Origin of the sequence: Variovorax sp. DXTD-1 (genome assembly GCF_003984625.1) — a bacterium.
Classification (GTDB): domain Bacteria; phylum Pseudomonadota; class Gammaproteobacteria; order Burkholderiales; family Burkholderiaceae_C; genus Variovorax.
The window spans coordinates 204,928-221,770 of the sequence record NZ_RWKH01000001.1; the positions used below are offsets into that span (position 1 = coordinate 204,928).

Annotated in this window: 17 protein-coding genes; 2 read left to right on the forward strand and 15 right to left on the reverse strand. The window is 66.9% G+C overall.

The annotated features are described in order from the left end of the window. Positions 1 to 2: 2 nt before the first annotated feature. From EJI00_RS00955 to EJI00_RS01020, 14 genes are all read right to left on the reverse strand, one after another. A complete protein-coding gene (locus EJI00_RS00955) occupies positions 3 to 761 on the reverse strand; it encodes an SDR family NAD(P)-dependent oxidoreductase (protein WP_126745592.1) in 759 nt (252 codons plus the stop codon). Further along, on the reverse strand, positions 761 to 2,812 hold the full coding sequence (gene paaZ, locus EJI00_RS00960) for a phenylacetic acid degradation bifunctional protein PaaZ (protein WP_126745593.1): 2,052 nt from the start codon (positions 2,810 to 2,812) through the stop codon (positions 761 to 763). Before paaZ ends, EJI00_RS00955 begins: the two co-directional genes overlap by 1 nt. A 20-nt stretch (positions 2,813 to 2,832) precedes the next feature. Next, a complete protein-coding gene (locus EJI00_RS00965; protein WP_126745594.1) occupies positions 2,833 to 3,564 on the reverse strand; it encodes an ABC transporter ATP-binding protein in 732 nt (243 codons plus the stop codon). Beyond that, positions 3,561 to 5,459 carry an ABC transporter permease subunit gene (locus EJI00_RS00970; protein ID WP_126745595.1) on the reverse strand — a complete coding sequence of 633 codons (1,899 nt, stop codon included), beginning with the start codon at positions 5,457 to 5,459 and terminating at the stop codon, positions 3,561 to 3,563. The genes EJI00_RS00965 and EJI00_RS00970 overlap by 4 nt, the downstream gene beginning before the upstream one ends. Then, complete coding sequence (locus EJI00_RS00975; RefSeq protein WP_126745596.1) at positions 5,456 to 6,484, reverse strand: branched-chain amino acid ABC transporter permease; 1,029 nt, start codon at positions 6,482 to 6,484, stop codon at positions 5,456 to 5,458. Before EJI00_RS00975 ends, EJI00_RS00970 begins: the two co-directional genes overlap by 4 nt. 169 nt (positions 6,485 to 6,653) lie before the next feature. Then, positions 6,654 to 7,799: an ABC transporter substrate-binding protein gene (locus tag EJI00_RS00980; RefSeq protein WP_126745597.1), complete on the reverse strand. Its 1,146-nt coding sequence runs from the start codon at positions 7,797 to 7,799 to the stop codon at positions 6,654 to 6,656. 36 nt (positions 7,800 to 7,835) lie between these two features. Continuing rightward, entirely contained in the window at positions 7,836 to 8,930 is a 1,095-nt protein-coding gene (paaE, locus tag EJI00_RS00985; protein WP_126745598.1) for a 1,2-phenylacetyl-CoA epoxidase subunit PaaE, read from the reverse strand. A gap of 6 nt (positions 8,931 to 8,936) precedes the next feature. Next, positions 8,937 to 9,464: a 1,2-phenylacetyl-CoA epoxidase subunit PaaD gene (paaD, locus tag EJI00_RS00990; protein ID WP_409513996.1), complete on the reverse strand. Its 528-nt coding sequence runs from the start codon at positions 9,462 to 9,464 to the stop codon at positions 8,937 to 8,939. Continuing rightward, positions 9,461 to 10,240, reverse strand: a complete 780-nt coding sequence (gene paaC / locus EJI00_RS00995; RefSeq protein WP_126745600.1) for a 1,2-phenylacetyl-CoA epoxidase subunit PaaC — start codon at positions 10,238 to 10,240, stop codon at positions 9,461 to 9,463. Before paaC ends, paaD begins: the two co-directional genes overlap by 4 nt. A gap of 9 nt (positions 10,241 to 10,249) precedes the next feature. Then, positions 10,250 to 10,546, reverse strand: a complete 297-nt coding sequence (gene paaB, locus EJI00_RS01000) for a 1,2-phenylacetyl-CoA epoxidase subunit PaaB (RefSeq protein WP_126745601.1) — start codon at positions 10,544 to 10,546, stop codon at positions 10,250 to 10,252. Continuing rightward, positions 10,543 to 11,553 carry a 1,2-phenylacetyl-CoA epoxidase subunit PaaA gene (gene paaA, locus EJI00_RS01005; protein WP_126745602.1) on the reverse strand — a complete coding sequence of 337 codons (1,011 nt, stop codon included), beginning with the start codon at positions 11,551 to 11,553 and terminating at the stop codon, positions 10,543 to 10,545. Before paaA ends, paaB begins: the two co-directional genes overlap by 4 nt. A 36-nt stretch (positions 11,554 to 11,589) precedes the next feature. Further along, positions 11,590 to 12,906: a phenylacetate--CoA ligase PaaK gene (paaK, locus tag EJI00_RS01010; protein WP_126745603.1), complete on the reverse strand. Its 1,317-nt coding sequence runs from the start codon at positions 12,904 to 12,906 to the stop codon at positions 11,590 to 11,592. Positions 12,907 to 12,921: 15 nt separating this feature from the next. Further along, positions 12,922 to 13,365 (reverse strand): hydroxyphenylacetyl-CoA thioesterase PaaI, encoded by a 444-nt coding sequence (gene paaI / locus EJI00_RS01015; RefSeq protein WP_126745604.1) that lies wholly within the window; start codon positions 13,363 to 13,365, stop codon positions 12,922 to 12,924. A gap of 312 nt (positions 13,366 to 13,677) precedes the next feature. Further along, entirely contained in the window at positions 13,678 to 14,481 is an 804-nt protein-coding gene (locus EJI00_RS01020; protein WP_126745605.1) for an enoyl-CoA hydratase-related protein, read from the reverse strand. Positions 14,482 to 14,632: 151 nt separating this feature from the next. On the opposite strand from EJI00_RS01020, the gene EJI00_RS01025 reads away from it, so the two are divergent. Further along, positions 14,633 to 15,235 (forward strand): phenylacetic acid degradation protein PaaY, encoded by a 603-nt coding sequence (locus EJI00_RS01025; RefSeq protein WP_126745606.1) that lies wholly within the window; start codon positions 14,633 to 14,635, stop codon positions 15,233 to 15,235. 64 nt (positions 15,236 to 15,299) lie between these two features. Continuing rightward, positions 15,300 to 15,944, forward strand: coding sequence for a TetR/AcrR family transcriptional regulator (locus EJI00_RS01030; RefSeq protein WP_126745607.1), 645 nt, complete (start codon positions 15,300 to 15,302; stop codon positions 15,942 to 15,944). Here EJI00_RS01030 and EJI00_RS01035 read toward each other — a convergent pair. Next, positions 15,926 to 16,729, reverse strand: a complete 804-nt coding sequence (locus EJI00_RS01035) for an SDR family NAD(P)-dependent oxidoreductase (RefSeq protein ID WP_126745608.1) — start codon at positions 16,727 to 16,729, stop codon at positions 15,926 to 15,928. The genes EJI00_RS01030 and EJI00_RS01035 overlap by 19 nt on opposite strands. Positions 16,730 to 16,843: the final 114 nt, after the last annotated feature.

A 16,843-nucleotide genomic window follows, 5' to 3' on the forward strand; every position in this document is an offset into this window, starting at 1 on the left:
CTTCAGCCAGAGATGGAGAAGCCCCCGTCCACGGGAATGGCCGTGCCGGTCACGTAATCGGAGGCCTGGCTCGCGAGAAACACCGCCGTGCCGGCAATGTCGGCCGGCTTGCCCCAGCGGCCGGCGGCGGCCCGGGCCACCACCCGGTCGTACAGGCCCGGAATCTGGCTGCGGGCGCCGTCCGTCAGCTCGGTCTCGAACCAGCCCGGCAAAATCGCGTTGACCTGGATGTTGTCGGCCGCCCACGAGAGCGCGGTCGACTTGGTGAGCTGCACGATGCCGGCCTTGCTCGCGGCATAGGCCGGTGCATACGGCGCGCCGAAGATCGACATCATCGAGCCGATGTTGATGATCTTGCCGCCGCCGGCCTTCTTCAAATGCGGGTGCGCGGCCCGGCTGCACAGGAAGGCGCTGGTCAGGTTGGTGTCCATCACCTTGTGCCACTCGTCCAGCGCCAGCTGGTCGACCGGCTTGCGCACCGTGGTGCCGGCGTTGTTGATGAGGATGTCGAGCCTGCCGCAGCGTGCGGCCGCCTCGTCGAAGGCCTTCTGCACCGAGGCTTCATCGGCCACATCGACTTCGAGCGCGAAGCTGTCGCTGCCCAGCGCCTTCAGGGCTTCGACGGCGGCGGCCGATTTCTGGGCGTTGCGGGCGGCAACGATGACGCGGGCGCCGGCTTGCGCAAGGCCCTGGGCCATGCCCAGGCCGATGCCGCCATTGCCGCCGGTGACGAGTGCTGTTTTTCCTGTGAGATCGAACATCAGGTGGATTCTGGTTTCTTGGAGACGAGGGTCAGGATATCGTAGCTCGCGACCAGCTCGCCGTCCTGGTTCGTCACCTCCACGTCCCAGGCCACCACGCCCTGGCCCTGGCCGCTCGCGTCCTTCTTGTTGCGGTCGATCTTGCGCTTGCAGGTCAGGCGTGCGCGAATGGTGTCGCCAATGCCCACCGGCTTGACGAAGCGCAGCGTGTCGAGCCCATAGTTGGCGAGCACCGGGCCCGGCGCGGGGGATACGAAGAGGCCCGCCGCCGCTGACAGCACGAAGTACCCGTGCGCGATGCGCTTGCCAAAGGGCGACTCCTTCGCCGCCACCTCGTCGAAGTGCATGTAGAAATAGTCGCCCGAGATGCCGCCGAAGGCCACGATGTCGGCCTCGCCGACCGTGCGGCGATGGGTAAGCAATGAGTCGCCGATGCGCAGCTCTTCGAAATGGCGGCGGAAGGGGTGCACCTCGCTCTCGCGCACCGCCGCGCCGCGCACGTGCTCGCCGGTGATCGCGGCCAGCATGGTGGGCGAGCCCTGCACCGCGGCGCGCTGCAGGTAGTGCTTCACCGCGCGCAGGCCGCCGAGCTCTTCGCCGCCGCCCGCGCGGCCCGGGCCGCCATGCTTGAGTTGCGGCAGCGGCGAGCCGTGGCCGGTCGATTCGGCGGCGGCTTCGCGGTCGAGCACCAGCAGGCGGCCGTGCCATGCGGCAGCGACCGGAATGGATTTGGCCGCAATGGCCGGCTCGCGTGTGACCAGCGTGCCGACCAGGCTGCCGCGGCCACGCGCGGCCAGCGCCAGCGCTTCGTCGATGCCGTCATAGGGCATGAGCGTGCTGACGGGGCCGAAGGCTTCGACGTCGTGCGCGGCGTCATGTTCGAGCGGCTTGCGGCTCAACAGCAGCGTGGGCGCGAAGAAGGCGCCTTCGCTCACGCCGTCGCCCACCGGCGAGAAGCCGTCGCGCTCGCCAAAGACCAGTTCGGCGCCTTGCAGTAGCGTGGCGACACGGTCGGCCACGTCGGACTTTTGCGCATGCGAGGCGAGAGCGCCCATGCGCACGTCTTCGCGCGACGGGTCGCCGATGACGGTCTTTGCGAGGCGAGCGCGCAGGCGCTCGGCCACCGCATCCAGATGCTGGCGCGGCACGATCGCGCGGCGGATGGCGGTGCATTTCTGGCCGGCCTTGATGGTCATTTCGCGTGCCACTTCTTTCACGAAGAGATCGAACTCCTCGTCATCGGGCGTCACGTCGGGCGCGAGGATCGCGCAGTTCAGCGAATCGGCCTCGGCGTTGAACGGAATCGACTGGCGCACCAGGTTCGGGTGCACGCGCAGCTTGGCAGCGGTGTCGGCCGAGCCGGTGAAGGTGACCACGTCGGCACCCCCGAGCCGGTCGAGCAGGTCGCCCGTGCCGCCGACCACGAGTTGCAGGCTGCCTTCCGGCAGGATGCCCGACTGCACGATGAGCCGCACCAGTGCCTCGGTCAGATAGCTTGTTGCGGTCGCCGGCTTGCCGATGCACGGCATGCCTGCCAGAAAGCTGGGCGCGAACTTCTCGAGCAGGCCCCACACCGGAAAGTTGAACGCATTGATGTGCACCGCCACGCCGCCGCGCGGCACCAGGATGTGCGTGCCCGCGAAGCCGCCCTTCTTGCCGAGCGCAAGGGCCGGGCCTTCATGCACCAGGTTGCCCGAGGGCAGCTCGTTGGTGCCGATGCCCGCATAGGCGCTGAGCGTGCCGGCGCCGCCTTCGATGTCGATCCAGCTGTCGGCGCGGGTCGCGCCGGTGTGGGCGGAGATGGCGTAGAGCGTTTCCTTGTGCGTGGCCATGTACTTGGCCAGTGCCTTCAGGCGCTCGGAGCGTTGCTGGAAGTCGAGAGCCATCAGCGCGGGGAGGCCGACGTTGCGTGCGTGGTTCAACGCCTCGGCGAAGTCGATGGCCTCGGCATGCGTGCTGGCCACGGCCTGGCCGTTGACGGCGCTGCGCAGTTGTTGCGCGCCCTCTTTGCCGATCCAGCGGCCGGCGATGTAGCTTTGAAGGGTGGTCATGTGAGTGTCCTTGAGGCGGGTCAGTGTTTGTTGCCGATGCCCAGATAGGTGTCGATGATTCGCTGGTCGTGCATCAACTCGCGGGCGTTGCCTTCGAGCGCGACGGCGCCCATCTCCAGCACATAGGCGCGGTCGGCCACCTGCAACGCAGCGCGCGCGTTCTGCTCCACCAGCAGCACCGAAACCCCATGGCTGCGCAGTTGAGACACCACGCGCAGCACTTCGCGCACCACCAGCGGCGCCAAGCCGAGCGAGGGTTCGTCGAGCATCAGGAGCCGCGGCCGTGCCATCAGCGCACGCCCGATGGCCAGCATCTGCCGCTCGCCGCCCGAGAGCGTGGAGGCCAGCTGCGGCTTGCGTTCGCGCAGCCGCGGAAAGATCTCGAACACTTCTTCCATGCGCGCGCGCTGGTCGCGCTTGCCTTTGCGCCACTGGTAGAACCCGCCGAGCAGCAGGTTGTCTTCGACCGACATCTCGCCGAACAGCTCGCGCCGCTCGGGCACCAGCGCCACGCCGCGCGCCACCATGGTCTCGACACCGGGGCGCGCGATGCGCTCGCCGTGGAGCGTGACCGTGCCGGTGGAAGGCAGCAGGCCCATCGCCGCGCACAGCAGCGTGGTCTTGCCGGCGCCGTTGGGGCCGATGACGGTGACGATCTCGCCGTCGTTCACATGAAGATGCACGCCGTGTACGGCCTCCACGGTGCGGTAGGCGACGCAGAAGCCGTCGAGCTGAAGGAGGGGATGGCTCATCGCGCGTCCTCCAGCAGTTCGTCGTCGGCGCCGCCCAGGTAGGCCTCGAGCACGCGCGGGTTCGCCTGCACTTCGGCCGGCGTGCCCGTTGCGATGACAGTGCCGAATTCGAGCACCGTGATGCGGTCGGCAAGGTTCATCACGAATTCCATGTCGTGTTCCACCACGAGGATGCCGAGGCCTTCGGCGCGCAGCTGGCTCAACAGCACGGAAAGCGCGCGCTTCTCGAGATGGCGCAGGCCCGCGGCCGGCTCGTCGAGCAGCAGCACCGAGGGCTGGCCGGCCAGCGCGCGCGCAATCTCGACCACGCGCTGCTGGCCGAGCGAGAGCGAAGCCGCCGGCGTGTCGGTGTGCGCGCCGAGGCCGCAGCGTTCGATCTGGCGGCGGGCTTCGGCCATGAGCGCTGCTTCCTCCGCGCGGTCCAGCCGGAGCATGGCCGCGAGCCAGCCGCGCCGGGCGCGCAGGTGGGCGCCGAGCGCCACGTTTTCGACCACGCTGCGCGCACCGAGCAGGCGCACATGCTGGAAGGTGCGGCCCAGGCCGAGCGCGGCGAACACGCGCGAGGGCTTGGCCGCCATCGGCTGGCCCGCAAGCCGCACCTCGCCGGAGCTCGGATCGTCCACGCCCGAGATCATGTTGAAGAAGGTGCTCTTGCCCGCGCCGTTCGGCCCGATCAGCGCGTGGATCTCGCCGGCCCTGAGGGTCATCGAGATGTCGTTGTTGGCCACCAGTCCGCCGAAGCGCTTGCTGACGTTGGTGGCCTGCAGCAGTACCTCGCCCCTGGGGGGCAGGCTGCGCTGCGCGAGCTGCACCGCTGGCGCCGCGGCATCGGCGGCTGCAACGGGACGCGGGCGTACCCATTGCCCCGCAACGCGCGCCAGCGTCGGCCACAGCCCCTCCGCAAACCGCTGCAGCACGAAGAGCATGAGAAGGCCGAACACGATCACCTCGAAATTGCCGCTGCTGCCGAGCAGCGAGGGCAGCACGTCCTGCAGCTTTTCCTTCAGCAGCGTGATGAGCGCGGCGCCCAGCACCGCGCCCCACAGATGGCCTGCGCCGCTGACCACCGCCATGAACAGAAGCTCGATGCCGATGTTCAGGTTGAAGGGCGTGGGGTTCACGAAGCGCTGCAGGTGCGCATACAGCCAGCCCGACACGGCCGCCAGCAGGGCCGCGAGCACGAAGAGCTTCACACGGTGGCGGGCCGTGTCCACGCCCATCGACTCGGCCATGAGCCGCCCGCCCTTGAGCGCGCGGATGGCCCGGCCTTCGCGCGAATCGAGCAGGTTGTGCATGGCCCAGAGCGCGAGCAGCAGCACGGCCCAGATCACGACGCCCAGCGCGCGCGGCGTGGCGAGAGAGAAGCCCGCGACGACCAGCGGCGGCACGCCGGTGATGCCGGTCTGTCCGCCGAGGAAATCCATGTTGCCGAACAGGTAGTAGAGGCTCAGGCCCCAGGCAATGGTGCACAGCGGCAGGTAGTGGCCCTGCAGCTTGAGCGTGACCGCCCCGAGCGCCCACGCGAGCGCAAAGGTCAGCAACAGGCCCAGCAGCAGCCCCGCCCACGGCAGCAGGGCGGGGCTCGCCATGCTGCCCATCCACGCCACGGCGGCGGGCGACGTGCAGATCCACGCGGTGGCGTACGAGCCCACGCCGACGAACGCGGCCTGGCCGAAAGACGTCATGCCTCCCACGCCGGTCAGCATGACCAGCCCGACCGCGACCAGTGCATAGAGACCGATGTTGCTGAGCACCGATACCGTGAACTCCGGCAGGAAACCCCAGGCCGCTGCAAGCGCCACGACGCAGACGATCGTGAGCTGCCTCGGCGCGATGAGCGCGCGGCCGGTGGATGCCGCCGCGGCGGCGGTGTTGTCGGCGGAGGTGTTGTTCATTCCTCGTCCTCCACATGATGGCTGTGCAGCGAACGCCACCACAGCACCGGGATGATCAGTGTGAAGACGAGCACCTCCTTGAACGGGCTGGCCCAGAATGAAGCAAAGGCTTCGAGCTGTCCGACCAGCAGCGCGCCCGCGAGCGCCAGCGGATAGCTCGCGAGCCCGCCCACGATGGCGGCGACGAAGCCCTTCAGGCCGATGAGGAATCCGGTGTCGTAATACACCGTGGTGAGCGGCGCAATCAGCAGGCCCGAAATTGCGCCGATGAGCGCCGCGAGCGCAAAGCTCAAATCACCCGAGAGCTCGGTCGGAATGCCCGACAGGCGAGCGCCCACGCGGTTGATCGCGGTGGCGCGCAGCGCCTTGCCGATCATCGAGCGGCCGAAGAAAAGGAACATTGCAATCACCAGCAGCAGCGTGACGCCCATCACCACCAGCGACTGCCCGCTGACGGGAATGCCGCCAAGGTCGAAACGCTCTTCGGAAAATGGCGCGGTGCGATAGCCCTCGGCGCCGAAGAAGAGCAGGCCCAGCCCCACCAGCACGCCGTGCAGCGCGACCGAGACGATCAGCAGCATCAGCACGCTGGCATCGGCCAACGGCCGGTAGGCAAGGCGATAGAGCAGCGGTCCGAGCGGCGCGATCAACACCAGCGTGGTAACGGCTTGAGCCGCCATCGAGGTGGGCTTGAGCAGCAATACCAGTGCGGCGGCGGCCAGCGGCAACACGACGCACCACGCAACTGCGGAAGCCCAGTCGACGACTGCGCCACGCTTCCAGCGCCAGAGCTCGACCACCAGCACCATCGCGGCGAGCGCAATCAGCAGCCACAGCGTGGCCGGCACCCGGCCCGTTTGCAGCATTGCCATCGACAGCGCCCCGAAGGCGACGAATTCGCCCTGGGGAATGAAGATGACGCGCGTGACCGAGAACACCAGCACAAGAGCGAGCGCCATCAATCCATAGACGGCACCGTTCACGATGCCGTCCTGCCCCAGCAAAAGGGCGATCTGCAGATCCATAGAAAACCTTTGGGCTCAGCCCTTGTATCGAATCAGTGCCTGCATTGTTCCTTCCCCCTTTGGGGGAAGGTTGGGATGGGGGCAGCCCCGTGCTCACGGCTGCACGAACGTCGATGCCGTCGTGCCCCCACCCCAGCCCTCCCCCAGAGGGGGAGGGAGCGAGACCAGGTCAGGGCTGGTATTTCCAGGCGCCGTTTTCAATCTTGACCATGACGCGGGCACGCTGGTCCAGGCCCAGGTGGTCGTTCGCCGTCATGTTGAATACGCCGTGGGCGCCGGCCACGTCCTTCACCTGCTCGAGCGCATCGCGCAGGGCGGCGCGGAATTCGGGTGTGCCCGGCTGCGCCTTTTTCAGGGCAACGGGAACGGCCGACGTCATCAGCAGGCCTGCATCCCATGCGTGCGCGCCGAAGGTCGATACCGTGTTCTTGCCGTTCGCGCCCTCGTAGGCAGTCACGTAGGCCATGGCCGATTTCTTCACCGGATGGCTGGCCGGCAGTTGCTCGGCCACCAGCACCGGGCCGGCAGGCAGGAAGGTGCCTTCCACATCCTTGCCGCCGACGCGCAGGAAGTCGGCATTGGCGACGCCGTGCGTCTGGTACATCTTGCCGGTGTAGCCGCGCTCCTTGAGCGTTTTCTGCGGCAGCGCGGCCGGCGTGCCCGAGCCCGCCACCAGCACCGCGTCGGCCTTGGCGGCCATGATCTTCAGGGCCTGTCCGGTCACGGAGGTGTCGGTGCGCGCATAGCGCTCGTTGGCCACTATCTTGAGCTTCTTCAGCTCGGCCGCCTTCGCGAACTCTTGCGACCAGCCTTCGCCGTACGCGTCGGAAAATCCGATGAAGGCCACCGTCTTCACGCCGCTGGTGGCCATGTGCTCGGCAATGGCCAGGGACATCATGATGTCGTTCTGCGGCGTCTTGAAGACCCACTGCTTCTTGGCATCCATCGGCTCGACAATGCGGGCCGAGGCGGCGATGGAAATCATCGGTGTCTTGGCTTCGCTCACCACGTCGATCATTGCGAGCGAGTTGGGCGTGGTGGTGGAGCCCAGCACGATGTCGACCTTGTTCTCTGCAATGAGCTTGCGCGTGTTGGCCACGGCGGCGGTGGTGTCGGAGGCGTCGTCCAGCACGATGTAGTTGATCTTCTGGCCGCCGATGGTCTTGGGCATCAGCGCGATGGTGTTCTTCTCGGGAATGCCGAGCGAGGCGGCCGGGCCGGTGGCCGAGAGCGTCACGCCGACGTTCACGTCGGCCCATGCCACGACGGCTGTGGCGCACAGCGCGGCAATCGCCAGGGGCTTGAAGAATTTCATTTTGGTTTGTCTCCGGGTTGAAAAATCGTTGTTGTGTCAGCGCTCGTCGAACGACAGGGTGACGCGTTCGGTGAGGGGGTGCGCCTGGCAGGTCAGCACGAATCCTGCGGCCACTTCATTCTTGTCGAGCGCAAAATTTCTTTCCATGCGGACTTCCCCCTCCACCAGCTTGGCGCGGCAGGTGCCGCACACGCCGGAGGTGCATGAGAAGGGCACTTCGAGGCCCGCCGCCGAGGCCGCATCGAGAATGCTCGGCTGGCCTTCGGTAAAGGCGATTTCGCGCTGCAGGCCGTCCCGCACGATGGTGATGCGCGCCTGCTTGGCATCGCCGGGCAAGGCCTCGTGCACCACTGCGCCCACCTGGCCCGCCGACGTGGCGGAGGGCAGCGCAATGCCGAAGCGTTCGATGTGGATGCGCTCCTCGGGCACGCCCGCGGCAAGCATCGCAGCCTCGGCCTCGTCGTTCATCTGGAACGGCCCGCAAACGTAGGCGTGGTCGATGCCCCCGGCGGGAACCACGGTCTGCAGAAACTCGCCGATCTTTTCGCGGTTCATCACGCCGTGGCCCAGGGGCGAATCGGTGTGCTCGTCGGAGAACACATGGTGCAGCACAAGCCGCGTCATGTAGCGGTTCTTCAGGTCTTCGATTTCTTCCTTGAACATCGTGGATTGCAGCTGCCGGTTGCCGTAGATCAGCGTGAAGCGGCTCTTGGGTTCGCGCGCCAGCACGGTCTTCATGATCGAGAGAATGGGCGTAATGCCGCTACCGCCCGCAATGCCGACATGGTGCCGCGCGGCGCCGTGTTCGATGGGCACGAAGAAGCGGCCCTGCGGCGCCATCACCTGCACGGTGTCGCCGGGCTGCAGGTGCGCGTTGATCCAGTTGGAGAAAACGCCGCCCCGCACCTTGCGCACGCCGACGCGCAGCTCGCCGTCGTCGAGGCCGGCGCAGATCGAATACGAACGGCGCAGGTCCTGCCCGTCGATGTCGCGGCGCAGCGTGAGGTACTGGCCCTGGGTAAAGCCGAAGGTTTCCCGCAGGTCGGCCGGTACTTCGAACGACACGATGACGGCCTCGGCCGTGTCGGGCTCGATCGCCTTCACGCGCAGCGGATGGAAGAGGTTGCTCATCGCTTGTCAGATCGGCTTGAAATGTTCGAAGGGTTCGCGGCAGGCCATGCAGCGGTAGAGCGCCTTGCATGCGGTGGAGCCGAAGGCGGAAAGGCGTTCGGTGCGCTCGCTCGCGCAGCGGGGGCAGGCGATGCCTTCGTTGCCGGCCATGCGGCCGAAGAGTCGGATGGGCATTGCCGTGTTGGCCGCGGCTTCCGACGTGAGATGCGCGGGCGGTGCAATGCCGTAGGCCTTGAGCTTGACGCGGCCTTCGTCGCTGATCCAGTCGCTGCTCCATGCGGGCGCGCGGCGCAGCGTGGCGCGTGCGCGGCCAAGGCCTGCCTGCTCGATGGCGGCGAGCACGTCGTGCTCGATGGCTTCGGTTGCGGGGCAGCCCGAGTAGGTGGGCGTGAGCACGATCTCCAGCCCATCGTCATGCTCGATCACCTCGCGCACGATGCCCAGGTCGCAGACGGACACGGCCGGCACCTCGGGGTCGAGCACGGTGTGCAGCACGGTCCACGCCGCATCGACGCGCGATGCGACGGCGTTCACCACACGCCTCCCGGGTAGGAGCGCTGCAGGTGCTGCATCTCGGCGAGGATGTAGCCCATGTGCTCGCTGTGCACGCCCTGCTTGCCGGTGCTCCGAAAGGCAGCTTCCTGCGGCATTGCGAGGCCGGCGGCATCGAGCACCTGCTGCATCTCGGCGAGCCACGGCTCGCGCAATTCGCTCCACGCGGGGCCTAGGCCGGTGGCCCTGGCTGCTTCATCCACCGCGTCGCTTTCGAACAGCTCGGGCATGTAGAGCCAGAGTTGCTTCAGCGCCTTTTCCGTACGGCGGCGCGATTCATCGGTGCCATCGCCGAGACGAACGACCCAGTCGCCCGAATGCTGCTGGTGATAGCGCGCCTCCTTCACAGCCTTGCCGGCGATGGCGGCCACTTCGGCATCGCTCGAAGCGGCAAGGCGTTGCCACAGCAGCTTGAGCAGCGTGGCGACCATGGTGTTGCGCACCACGGCAAAGGCGAAGTCGCCGCGCGGCAGTTCGACCAGCGTGAGATTGAAGTAGTCGCGTTCGTCGCGCAGGTAGGCAAGCTGGTCTTCGTCGTGTTCTCGGCCTTGTCCTTCGAGCTTGCCGGCATGCGTGAGCAGCGCGCGGGCCTGGCCGACCAGGTCGAGCGCGATGTTGGCCATGGCAATGTCCTCTTCCAGCACGGGCGCATGGCCGCACCATTCGCCCAGGCGCTGCGCGAGCACCAGGCAGGTGTCGCCGATGCGCAGCAGGTATTGCACCGTGGGGGTGCGGTTCAGTTCTATGGATGCTTGCATGCCGGCCGCCTACATGTGGTCCACGGACTTGGGCAGCGCATAGAAGGTGGGATGCCGATACACCTTGTCCTCCGCCGGATCGAAGAACATGTCCTTGTCCCCCGGGTCGCTTGCCACAATCTGGTCCGAGCGCACCACCCAGATGCTGCTGCCTTCCTGCCGGCGCGTGTACACGTCGCGGGCCAACTGGATCGCCATCTTCGGATCGGCCGCGTGCAGGCTGCCGCAATGCTTGTGGTCGAGGCCGGCCTTGCTGCGCACGAACACTTCCCACAGGGGCCACTCTTGTTTCTGTTCGGCGCTCATGCGGCCTCCTTCATCGGTTGCTTGTTGGCGTGGGCCATGGCGGCTTCGCGCACCCAGGCGCCTTCTTCCCAGGCATCGACGCGGGCCTGCAGGCGCTCGCGGTTGCAGGGGCCGTCGCCGCCCACCACGCGCCAGAACTCGCTCCAGTCGATCTTTCCGAAGTCGTGCGCCTGGCGCTCTTCGTTCCACTTCAGGTCGGGGTCGGGCAGGGTCACGCCGAGGATGCGCGCCTGCTCCACGGCGGCGTCGATGAACTTCTGGCGCAGCTCGTCGTTGCTGAAGCGCTTGATGCCCCAGCGCATCGACTGCGCCGAATTGGGCGACTGGTCGTCCGGCGGGCCGAACATCATGATCGAGGGCCACCACCAGCGGTTGACCGCGTCCTGCACCATCGCCTTTTGCGCCTCGGTGCCGTGCGTCATCATGGTCAGCAGGGCTTCGTAGCCCTGGCGCTGGTGAAAGCTTTCCTCGCGGCAGATGCGGACCATGGCGCGCGCATACGGCGCATACGAGCAGCGGCAGATCGGCACCTGGTTCATGATGGCCGCGCCGTCCACGAGCCAGCCGATGGTGCCCATGTCGGCCCAGGTGAGCGTGGGGTAGTTGAAGATCGAGCTGTACTTGGCCTTGCCGCTGTGCAGCGCGTCGAACATCTGGTCGCGCGAGGTGCCCAGCGTCTCGGCGGCGGCATACAGGTAGAGGCCGTGGCCGCCTTCGTCCTGCACCTTGGCCAGCAGGATGGCCTTGCGCTTGAGCGTGGGCGCGCGGCCGATCCAGTTGCCTTCGGGCAGCATGCCGACGATTTCGGAATGCGCATGCTGGCTGATCTGGCGCACCAGCGTCTTGCGGTAGTGCTCGGGCATCCAGTCCTTCGCCTCGACGAAGTCGCCGGCGTCGATGCGGGCATCGAAGCGCTCTTCGAGCCGCATCTCCTCGGCGGAGCGCACGGATTTTTTCTTGCCGTCGCCCGCGTCCTTGCCCATGGTGTCCATGGCCTGGGTGTACATGTGCCTGTCCTTTGCAAATGGGTTGAAGAGGCGCGCTCAGCGCGGCCGGGTGTCGATCACGCGGCGGGCCTTGCCGGTCTGCGTGCGTTCGATGGAATCGGGGTCGAACACGCGCACCGTCGTCGAGATGCCGACCAGCGTCTTCACGCGCTCCTGCACCCAGCCGGCGATGGCCATGCGTTCGGCTTCGCCGGTGGCGGCGTTGCGGTGGTCGAGCTCGCAATGCACCTCGACTTCGTCGAGCAGGCCTTCGCGGCGCACATGCACCTGGTAGAGGCCGGAGAGCCGTTCGTGTGCGAGCACGATCTCTTCCACCTGCGTGGGAAACACGTTGACCCCGCGGATGATCATCATGTCGTCGCTGCGCCCGACGATCTTGCCCATGCGGCGAAACGACCGCGAGGTGGGCGGCAAAAGGCGCGTGAGGTCGCGCGTGCGGTAGCGCACGATGGGCATGGCCTCCTTGCTGAGCGAGGTGAAGACCAGCTCGCCCTCTTCGCCATCGGCCTTCAGCTCGCCGGTGTCGGGATCGATGATCTCGGGGTAGAAATGGTCTTCCCAGATCACGGGGCCGTCCTTGCTCTCGACGCATTCGCTGGCCACGCCGGGACCCATCACTTCGGAGAGTCCGTAGATGTCGACCGCGTCGATGCCGGCCTTGCCTTCGATGTCGCGGCGCATGGCCTCGGTCCACGGCTCGGCACCGAAGATGCCGATCTTGAGCGAGCTGTCTCTTGCGCTCAGGCCCTGGCGCTCGAACTGCTCGATGATCACCTGCATGTAGCTGGGCGTGACCATGATGATGTCGGGCTGGAAGTCCTGGATCAGTTGCACCTGCTTTTCGGTTTGCCCACCGGACATGGGGATGACGGTGCAGCCCGCGCGCTCAGCGCCGTAGTGGGCGCCCAGGCCGCCGGTGAAGAGGCCGTAGCCGTAGGAGACATGCACCATGTCGCCCGGCCGCCCGCCCGCGGCGCGGATGGAGCGCGCCACCAGGTCGGCCCAGGTATCGACGTCATTCAGCGTGTAGCCCACCACGGTCGGCTTGCCGGTGGTGCCCGACGAGGCATGGATGCGCGCCACCTGCGCGCGCGGCACCGCAAACATGCCGAAGGGATAGTTCTCGCGCAGGTCGCTCTTTACCGTGAACGGAAATTTCGACAGGTCGGCGAGGGACTTCAGATCATCCGGATGCACGCCCTTGGCGTCGAAGGCCTTGCGGTAGTGCGGCACGTTGTCGTACGCGCGCTGCAGCGTGGCGCGCAGGCGGCTGAGCTGCAGGGCGGCAATTTCATCGCGGCTGGCGGTTTCGATGGGCTCGAGCTCGCCGGGGGCGGGGTGTCTGGCGGTCATGGTGCTTGTGTCTCCTCAGGCGGCAACGGCGGGGCGGCCCTTGGCGGTGTATGAACGTCCGCGAAAAATGGCGACGCGCTCGCCGCGCTGGTTGGTGATTTCGGTGTCGTAGACGCCGGTGCGCCCAGCCTTCGAAACCTCGAAGCAGCGCGCGGTGAGCACATCGCCTTCGTGTGCCGGGGCGATGAAGTCGATCGAAAAGCCCGAGGCCACCGTGAGTTCGTTGTACGAGTTGCAGGCGAAGGCGAAGGTGGAATCGGCCAAGGTGGCCATGAAGCCGCCGTGGCAAATGGCGTGGCCGTTGAGCATGTCTTGGCGCACCTGCATCTGCAGGGTGGCCTGGCCGGGGGCGACCTCGACGATGCGCATGCCTAGGCCCTTGCTGGCGTTGTCGTTGGCGAACATGCCGTCGCGGACGTGTTCGGCTGTCTGTTGGGGAGTGCGGGTGGTTTCGGTCATTTTGGTTCTTGGCGCTGTTGTTCAGGGCGTGTGCACAGGCCACCGGGTACTCCCCTCCGCGAATGTCCCCCGCCTTCGGCTCCTCCTTTATTTCGCTGCGCGGAGCACCCGATGCCCTGTGCACTGGGGCACGCTGCTGGTGTGCGACCGATCAACGACCGCCGTTCATAACGCACCCGTCGATGGGGTGCCTTGCGCAGCGAAATAAAGGAGGAGCCCGAAGGGCGGGGGACATTCGCGGAGAAAGGTACCCCGTCGGCGGGCGCGCGCCCTGAATGGCTCACAACGCGGCTCAATGAACAGCAAGTCATCTCAGCGATCCTTGAACACCGGTGCACGCTTGGCACGAAAGGCTTCCACGCCTTCGCGGTAGTCGGCGGCATTGCCCAATTCGCGCTGGATGCGTGCTTCTTCGGCGAGTGCCGCGTCCAGGTTCATGTCCTGCGCCGCAGCCATGGCTTGCCGCGTGGCGACCAGGGCGCGGGTCGGCATTGCGGCGAGTTTCGATGCGAGTGAGGCCGTTGTGTCGGCCAGTGCCGCGTCGTCCACGCACTGCCATATCAGCCCGATGCGCGCCGCTTCCTCGGCAGGGAGCTTGTCGCCCAGCATCGCAATGCCGAGTGCCCGCGCCGAGCCCACGAGCCGGGGCAGCAACCACGTGCCGCCCGTGTCAGGCACCAGGCCTATCTTGGTGAAGGCCTGGATGAAGCTGGCCGAGCGCGCGGCCACTACCAGGTCGCAGCACAGGGCAAGGTTCGCGCCCGCGCCGGCGGCCACGCCGTTGACGGCAGCGACCACGGGCACCGGCATCGAACGAAGGCGCGCGACCAGCGGTGCGTAGTAGGTGGAGATGACGTGGCCCAGGTCCTTGGGAGCGGCGCCCGGCGTCGGGTCGGGTGCCACCGACGGATCGGCCAAGTCCTGCCCGGCGCAGAAGGCGCGTCCGGCGCCCGTGAGTACCACGCAGCGCACGCTGTCGCCCTTGGCTGCGAGCTCCAGTGCGGCCATCAGCTCGGCATGCATTTCCGTCGTGAAGCTGTTGAGCGCGGCGGGGCGGTTGAGGCTCAACGTGCGGACGGCGCCGGCATCATCGGTGAGAACTAAAGGTTCTGGCATGGGCTTGTCTCTCATCCTTGTTTTGGCGGAATCGGCATGCAAACACTATTGACCGACCGGACGGTAGATTTTAGGATCGACCTTGAATCCGGCACAAGCGGGGTTGATTCAGGGCAAACCCTGAGCCACTTGGAAAAAGGAGACCGACCGAATGCCCAGCTATTCCATCGACGGCGTCATACCCGTCGTCGACCCCACGGCCTATGTGCATCCCAGCGCCGTGTTGATCGGCGACGTGATCGTGGGCGCCAACTGCTATGTGGGCCCGTGCGCCAGCCTGCGCGGCGACTTCGGGCGCATCGTGCTGGAGGAGGGCTCCAACGTGCAGGACCATTGCTGCATCCATGGCTTTCCGGACCAGGACACGGTGGTCGAGGTCAACGGCCACATCGGCCACGGCGCGATCCTCCACAGCTGCATCGTGCGGCGCGACGCGCTGGTGGGCATGAACGCGGTGGTGATGGACGAGGCCGAGATCGGCGAGCAGGCGATCGTGGCGGCCTGCGCCTTTGTGCCCGCGGGCATGAAGGTGCCCGCGCGGTCGCTGGTGGCCGGCATTCCCGCCAAGGTGAAGAAGATGCTGAGCGAGGAGGAAATTGCCTGGAAGCTCGAGGGCACGCAGACCTACCAGGCGCTGACGGTTCGCAGCCTGGCCAGCCTGCACGAGGTGGCGCCGCTGCGGCAGATGGAGCCCGATCGGCCGCGCCTGCCTGCCACTGACGTGCGTTCGCTGATTGCGACCCGGCGCGGCTAGCCGGCGCGCTTCATGCAAGATTGCGGGTTGCCCGCAACTCCAATCAAGGAAGAAAGAAGACCCGATGCCGCGTGGAAGATCCGCCACCTACGACGACCAGCGCGAGTTCATCCTCGCGCAGGCCGCCCAACTGTTCGCGCGCCGCGGCTATCCCGCCACCTCGATGAACCAGGTGGCCGAAGCCTGCAACCTCTCCAAGGCCACGCTCTACCACTACTACAAGGACAAGAGCAGCCTGCTGATCAGCATCGCCGAGACGCACGTCTCGAAGCTCGCGGCGCTGGTGGCCGAGGAAGAGGCGTCGACGCACACCGATGAAGAGCGGCTGCGCCGCTTCATCTACCGCATCGTCGAGGAATACGCCGGCGCGCAGGACGCGCACCGCGTGCTGACCGACGACGTGCGCTTTCTCGAAGAGGAAGACCGCGAGCGCGTGCTCGACAAGGAGCGCGAGGTGGTCGCGGGGTTTGCGCGCGCCGTCTCGGCGCTCAGGCCCGGCGCGCCGAGCGACGACCTCGCCAAGCCGCTGACCATGCTGCTGTTCGGCATGATCAACTGGATGTTCACCTGGATGAAGCCGGGCGGAAAGCTCGACCATGCGGCGATTGCGCCGATCGTGGCCGATCTGTTCCTGGGCGGCATTGGCGCGGTGAAGTCGCCGGACCAGTCAGCGATGGCCGCGCAGGCCGATCAGGCCGTCGCCAGGTAGCGCGCGGCCGGCTTGCTGGTCTGCGAAGCGCCGAACAGCTTGGCGCTCGCATCGGTAAAGCCGGTGAGCAGGGCGGCGTCGTTCACCGACGGCAGCGTGATCGCTTCGCCCAGGTCGAGGCCGGCCAGCGCGGCGTCCACGCAATCTTCGGCCTGCATGACCGTGCCCTCGGCCAGCGCTGACACCGGCACGCCCGAAAGCTCCCAGATGTCGGTGGCCGTAGCGGCCGGGAGCACCAATTGCACCTTCACGCCGGTGCCCGCCACCTCTTCCTGCAGACCGCGCGTGAACGCGACCACGAAGGCCTTGGTGCCGCTGTAGATGCTGCTGATCGGCAGCGTGTAGAAGCCGAGCACCGAGCCGATGTTCACCAGCGTGCCCCGGTTGCGCGCCTTGAAGGCGGTCAGTGCGGCATGGCTCAGGTGAGCGAGGGCGTTGATGTTCACGTCAAGCATGCTCTGCAGCTGCGCGCTCGTGGTCAGCGCGACGGGTGCGAGCGTGGAGAGGCCGGCATTGTTGATCAGCAGCGTGACCGACGGGTCGGTGGCCACGGCCTTGGACACGCGCTCGAGGTCGCCGGCGGCGGCAAGGTCGGCCGCGAGCGTTTGCACCTTGACGCCATATTTGGCGCGCAGGCCCGCTGCGACTTCTTCCAGCAGGTCGGCACGGCGCGCCACCAGCAGCAGGTCGTGGCCGCGGCGGGCCAGGCGGTCTGCGTAGATCTTGCCGAGGCCGGCCGAGGCGCCGGTGACGACGGCGGTGCCGAGGGTTGCTTGTTCGCTCATTTCGAATCCGTTCAAAAGCTAGGTTGGAAAGGGTTGCCTTGCTGCAAGCATGATGACCATCATGTTTGAAGTGTCGAAGCATGATGGTTATCATGCTTAACGTCAAGCCATGCC

Coding starts and splice junctions, on each gene's coding strand:
- EJI00_RS00955 (WP_126745592.1), bottom strand. CDS start 761: ATGTTCGATCTCACAGGAAAAACAGCACTCGTCACCGGCGGCAATGGC.
- paaZ (WP_126745593.1), bottom strand. CDS start 2,812: ATGACCACCCTTCAAAGCTACATCGCCGGCCGCTGGATCGGCAAAGAG.
- EJI00_RS00965 (WP_126745594.1), bottom strand. CDS start 3,564: ATGAGCCATCCCCTCCTTCAGCTCGACGGCTTCTGCGTCGCCTACCGC.
- EJI00_RS00970 (WP_126745595.1), bottom strand. CDS start 5,459: ATGAACAACACCTCCGCCGACAACACCGCCGCCGCGGCGGCATCCACC.
- EJI00_RS00975 (WP_126745596.1), bottom strand. CDS start 6,484: ATGGATCTGCAGATCGCCCTTTTGCTGGGGCAGGACGGCATCGTGAAC.
- EJI00_RS00980 (WP_126745597.1), bottom strand. CDS start 7,799: ATGAAATTCTTCAAGCCCCTGGCGATTGCCGCGCTGTGCGCCACAGCC.
- paaE (WP_126745598.1), bottom strand. CDS start 8,930: ATGAGCAACCTCTTCCATCCGCTGCGCGTGAAGGCGATCGAGCCCGAC.
- paaC (WP_126745600.1), bottom strand. CDS start 10,240: ATGCAAGCATCCATAGAACTGAACCGCACCCCCACGGTGCAATACCTG.
- paaB (WP_126745601.1), bottom strand. CDS start 10,546: ATGAGCGCCGAACAGAAACAAGAGTGGCCCCTGTGGGAAGTGTTCGTG.
- paaA (WP_126745602.1), bottom strand. CDS start 11,553: ATGTACACCCAGGCCATGGACACCATGGGCAAGGACGCGGGCGACGGC.
- paaK (WP_126745603.1), bottom strand. CDS start 12,906: ATGACCGCCAGACACCCCGCCCCCGGCGAGCTCGAGCCCATCGAAACC.
- paaI (WP_126745604.1), bottom strand. CDS start 13,365: ATGACCGAAACCACCCGCACTCCCCAACAGACAGCCGAACACGTCCGC.
- EJI00_RS01020 (WP_126745605.1), bottom strand. CDS start 14,481: ATGCCAGAACCTTTAGTTCTCACCGATGATGCCGGCGCCGTCCGCACG.
- EJI00_RS01025 (WP_126745606.1), top strand. CDS start 14,633: ATGCCCAGCTATTCCATCGACGGCGTCATACCCGTCGTCGACCCCACG.
- EJI00_RS01030 (WP_126745607.1), top strand. CDS start 15,300: ATGCCGCGTGGAAGATCCGCCACCTACGACGACCAGCGCGAGTTCATC.
- EJI00_RS01035 (WP_126745608.1), bottom strand. CDS start 16,729: ATGAGCGAACAAGCAACCCTCGGCACCGCCGTCGTCACCGGCGCCTCG.